The organism is Streptomyces sp. C, from assembly GCF_000158895.1.
Classification (GTDB): Bacteria; Actinomycetota; Actinomycetes; order Streptomycetales; family Streptomycetaceae; genus Streptomyces; species Streptomyces racemochromogenes.
Window position 1 is genome coordinate 3,677,307 of record NZ_GG657750.1, and the last position, 3,483, is coordinate 3,680,789.

The following is a 3,483-nucleotide window of genomic DNA, read 5'->3' on the forward strand; positions in this document are numbered from 1 at the left end:
CCGCGCGTTCTGGCGGCACGGCAGGGCTGCGGGACGGCCCGGCGCGGCTCGGCGCGGATCGGGCGCGGACCGGCGCGGATCGGGCGCGGACCGGCGCGGATCGGGCGCGGACCGGCGGCGGCCGTTGAATACCCGCCGGTCAGCGTCCCGGCCGGGCAGAGTAGGGCCATGGAGCACAGAGGACTGGACGTGTACGGGTACTTCGAGCGGGAAGGGTCCCTCGGGCGGGTCCAGCCCGAGTTCGCGGGCCTCGTCGCGGCCGCGCGGGCCCGCGTCGCTGAGGCGTACGGGAGCCGCCTGCACAGCGCCTACCTCTACGGCTCCGTACCGCGCGGGACGGCCCGGCCGGGACGCAGCGACCTCGACCTGCTGATCGCCCTGCACCGGGAGCCGGGCGACGAGGACCGCGACACGGCCGAGGTGCTGGGGCGGGGGCTCGACCAGGACTTCCCGGAGATCGACGGCGTCGGCGTCCTGCTGTACGGCAAGGAGCGGCTGCTGAGCGAGCAGGAACGTTACGACCTGGGCTGGTTCCTCGCCTGCCTGTGCACCCCGCTGCTCGGCGACGACCTCGCCGAGCACCTGCCCCGGTACCGGCCCGACAGCCTGCTCGCCCGGGAGGCCAACGGGGACCTGGCCGCCCTGCTCCCCCGCTGGCGGGCCCGGTTCGAGGCCGCCTCGGAGCCCGCCGAGTTCCGCAGGATGAACCGGTTCTTCTCACGGCACCTGGTGCGGACCGCGTTCACCCTGGTCATGCCCCGGTGGGGCGGCTGGACCAGCGACCTCGCCCAGTCCGCCGCGGTCTTCGGCGCGTACTACCCGGAGCGGGCCGCCCAGCTGCGGCGCGCGGCCGCCGTCGCCCTGGACCCCGTCGACGACCCGGCCGTGGCGCGGGCCTACCTCGACGACCTCGGGCCGTGGCTCGCCGACGAGTACACGGCCCGGCACGGGACGAAGACGCCGCGGGACACCCGCTAGGGTCTGTCGTCAAACTCCCGTCGTCGCCCGGAGGGCGGCCCCGCGGCGTCTGGTGCGTGCTCTCGGTGCGCCGGGCGGAAGCCCGCGTACTGGACGTACTTGGCTTTCGCCCGGTGCGGCGAGAGCGCGTGCCAGGCGTCGCGGGGCAGACGGGAGTTTGGCGACAGACCCTAGGCCTTGGCGGCGGGCGCTTCGAGGGCCTCCACGGCCCGCTTGGCCTCCGCCAGGCCCGCGCCCGTGATCTGCCGGTAGACCTTGATCGCCGAAATGGTCCGGCCGTCGCGGACCAGGGCGCGTACCTCGTCCATCCCGGCCGGCTCGGGCTCCTCGATGCCGAAGTGGTCCAGGACCAGGCCCAGCCGGCGCTCCAGCCGGGCTGCCTTGTCCTCCAGGGCCCGCACCTTCAGGTTCAGGGTCGAGGTGATCCACCCCGCCGCCGCGAGCAGGGCCAGCGTCAGGAAAAGCGTGTTCATTCAGGTCCCCCCGGGATCAGTCCGTGATCACGAAGGTATTCCAGCTGTGCCTGCACCGACCACGTGGCGGCCGGCCAGAGGGAGCGGTCCACGTCCGCGTAGACCCGGGCGACGACGGCCTCGGCCGTGGTCAGCCCGTTCTCCACGGCCGTCTCGACCTGGGCGAGCCGGTGCGCGCGGTGCGCGAGGTAGAACTCCACCGCCCCCTGCGCGTCGTCCAGTACCGGCCCGTGGCCCGGGAGCACCGTGTGCACCCCGTCGTCGACGGTCAGGGAGCGCAGCCGGCGCAGGGAGTCCAGGTAGTCGCCGAGCCGGCCGTCGGGGTGCGCGACGACGGTGGTGCCGCGGCCCAGGATCGTGTCCCCGGTCAGCACGGCCCGGTCGGCCGGCAGGTGGAAGCAGAGCGAGTCGGCGGTGTGCCCGGGGGTGGCCACCACGCGCAGCTCCAGGCCGCCGGTGCGGATGACGTTCCCGGCGGCCAGGCCCTCGTCGCCGAGGCGCTGCGCGGGGTCGAGGGCGCGGACCTTCGTACCGGTGAGCTCGGCGAAACGGCCGGCGCCCTCGGCGTGGTCGGGGTGGCCGTGCGTGAGGAGCGTCAGCGCGACCCGCTTGCCGGCCTGCTCGGCCGCGCCGATGACCGCCCGCAGGTGCCCCTCGTCCAGGGGACCGGGGTCGATGACGACGGCCAGCTCGGAGTCGGGCTCGGACACCAGCCAGGTGTTGGTGCCGTCCAGGGTCATCGCCGAGGCGTTCGGGGCCAGGACGTTGACCGCGCGGGCGGTGGCGGGGCCGGAGGAAACGGTCCCCCGGGGCTGGCCGGGAAGGGCTGCGGCATCGGTCATGCGGGGTCTCCCGGGCTCACTCGCTTCGTGAACTCGTCGTGGCCGGGCCAGCTGAGCACCAGCACGCCGTCCTCCAGCGCGGCCCGCGCCAGGACGGGGGTCAGGTCCTGTCCGCCGGCCGCGCCGAGCGCCTCGGCGGCGCTCCCGTACGGCTCCAGGGAACGCAGGGTCGAGATGGTCGGCGGCATCATCAGCAGCTCGCCCCGGTCGTACCCGTCGGCGGCGTCAGCGGGGCGGATCCAGACGGTCCGGTCGGCCTCGGTGGAGGCGTTGCGGGTGCGCTGGCCCTCCGGGAGGGCGGCGACGAAGAACCACGTGTCGTAGCGGCGCGGCTCGAACTCCGGGGTGATCCAGCGGGCCCACGCCCCGAGCAGGTCGGAGCGCAGCAGCAGCTTGCGCCGGTCCAGGAACTCGGCGAAGGACAGCTCGCGCGCCACGAGGGCCTCCCGGTCGGCCTCCCAGTCGTCGCCGGTGGTGTCGCCGACGACCGTCTCGGGGGTCTCCCCCGCGAGCAGCACCCCGGCCTCCTCGAAGGTCTCGCGCACGGCCCCGCAGACGATCGCCTGGGCGGTGGCCGCGTCCGCGCCGAGGCGCTCCGCCCAGAGGTCCAGGCCGGGTCCGGCCCAGCCGATGCGGTGGTCCTCGTCACGGGGGTCGACGCCGCCGCCGGGGTAGGCGTACGCACCGCCCGCGAAGGCCATGGAGGAGCGGCGGCGCAGCATGTGCACGGCGGGGCCGGCGGGGGTGTCGCGCAGCAGCATCACGGTGGCGGCGCGTCTGGGCTCCACCGGGGTGAGGGCCCCCTCCGCGAGCGCGCGGATGCGGTCGGGCCACTCCGGTGGGTACCACTGCCCTCCGGCGGGCGGCTGGCTGGGCGAGGGCTGACCGTGCTGACCATTGGGCATGGCGGGATGCTACGGCCATCCGGCCCGATGTTCGAGGGCCCCCTTGCCCACGCGCCGCCCGCGCGGCTCGGCCGTCGGCGTCGCACCGCCGCGCCGGACTCCGTCCGTCGGGGCCGGCGGCCGGTGGCGGTGCCGGTTGGCCCGGTGCGGGTGGGCGGCGCCGCTGCGCGGGCTACTCCCCGCCCCGCCCTTCGCCCGTTCCCTGGGGGCTCCGCCCCCTGACCCCCGCGCCTCAAACGCCGGCGGGGCTGGCGCTTCGCTGCGCGAATCCAGCCCGCGCTGGGG

Annotated in this window: 4 protein-coding genes; 1 reads left to right on the plus strand and 3 read right to left on the minus strand. The window is 75.7% G+C overall.

Annotated features, from left to right (window positions below; all coding sequences use genetic code 11):
• Positions 1 to 168 precede the first annotated feature (168 nt).
• Complete coding sequence (locus tag SSNG_RS16340) at positions 169 to 978, plus strand: nucleotidyltransferase domain-containing protein (RefSeq protein ID WP_007264961.1); 810 nt, start codon at positions 169 to 171, stop codon at positions 976 to 978.
• Positions 979 to 1,148: 170 nt separating this feature from the next.
• Here the strand turns inward: SSNG_RS16340 and SSNG_RS16345 are convergent, their stop codons facing one another.
• The 3 genes from SSNG_RS16345 to SSNG_RS16355 are packed head-to-tail and all read right to left on the minus strand — an operon-like array spanning position 1,149 to position 3,198.
• Positions 1,149 to 1,451, minus strand: a complete 303-nt coding sequence (locus SSNG_RS16345) for a hypothetical protein (protein ID WP_042801143.1) — start codon at positions 1,449 to 1,451, stop codon at positions 1,149 to 1,151.
• The gene (locus SSNG_RS16350; protein ID WP_007264963.1) at positions 1,448 to 2,293 is read right to left on the minus strand and encodes an MBL fold metallo-hydrolase; all 846 of its coding nucleotides are present in this window, start codon (positions 2,291 to 2,293) and stop codon (positions 1,448 to 1,450) included. Before SSNG_RS16350 ends, SSNG_RS16345 begins: the two co-directional genes overlap by 4 nt.
• Complete coding sequence (locus tag SSNG_RS16355; RefSeq protein ID WP_007264964.1) at positions 2,290 to 3,198, minus strand: hypothetical protein; 909 nt, start codon at positions 3,196 to 3,198, stop codon at positions 2,290 to 2,292. Before SSNG_RS16355 ends, SSNG_RS16350 begins: the two co-directional genes overlap by 4 nt.
• Between the last annotated feature and the right edge of the window lie 285 nt (positions 3,199 to 3,483).

Coding starts and splice junctions, on each gene's coding strand:
- SSNG_RS16350 (WP_007264963.1), bottom strand. CDS start 2,293: ATGACCGATGCCGCAGCCCTTCCCGGCCAGCCCCGGGGGACCGTTTCC.
- SSNG_RS16345 (WP_042801143.1), bottom strand. CDS start 1,451: ATGAACACGCTTTTCCTGACGCTGGCCCTGCTCGCGGCGGCGGGGTGG.
- SSNG_RS16340 (WP_007264961.1), top strand. CDS start 169: ATGGAGCACAGAGGACTGGACGTGTACGGGTACTTCGAGCGGGAAGGG.
- SSNG_RS16355 (WP_007264964.1), bottom strand. CDS start 3,198: ATGCCCAATGGTCAGCACGGTCAGCCCTCGCCCAGCCAGCCGCCCGCC.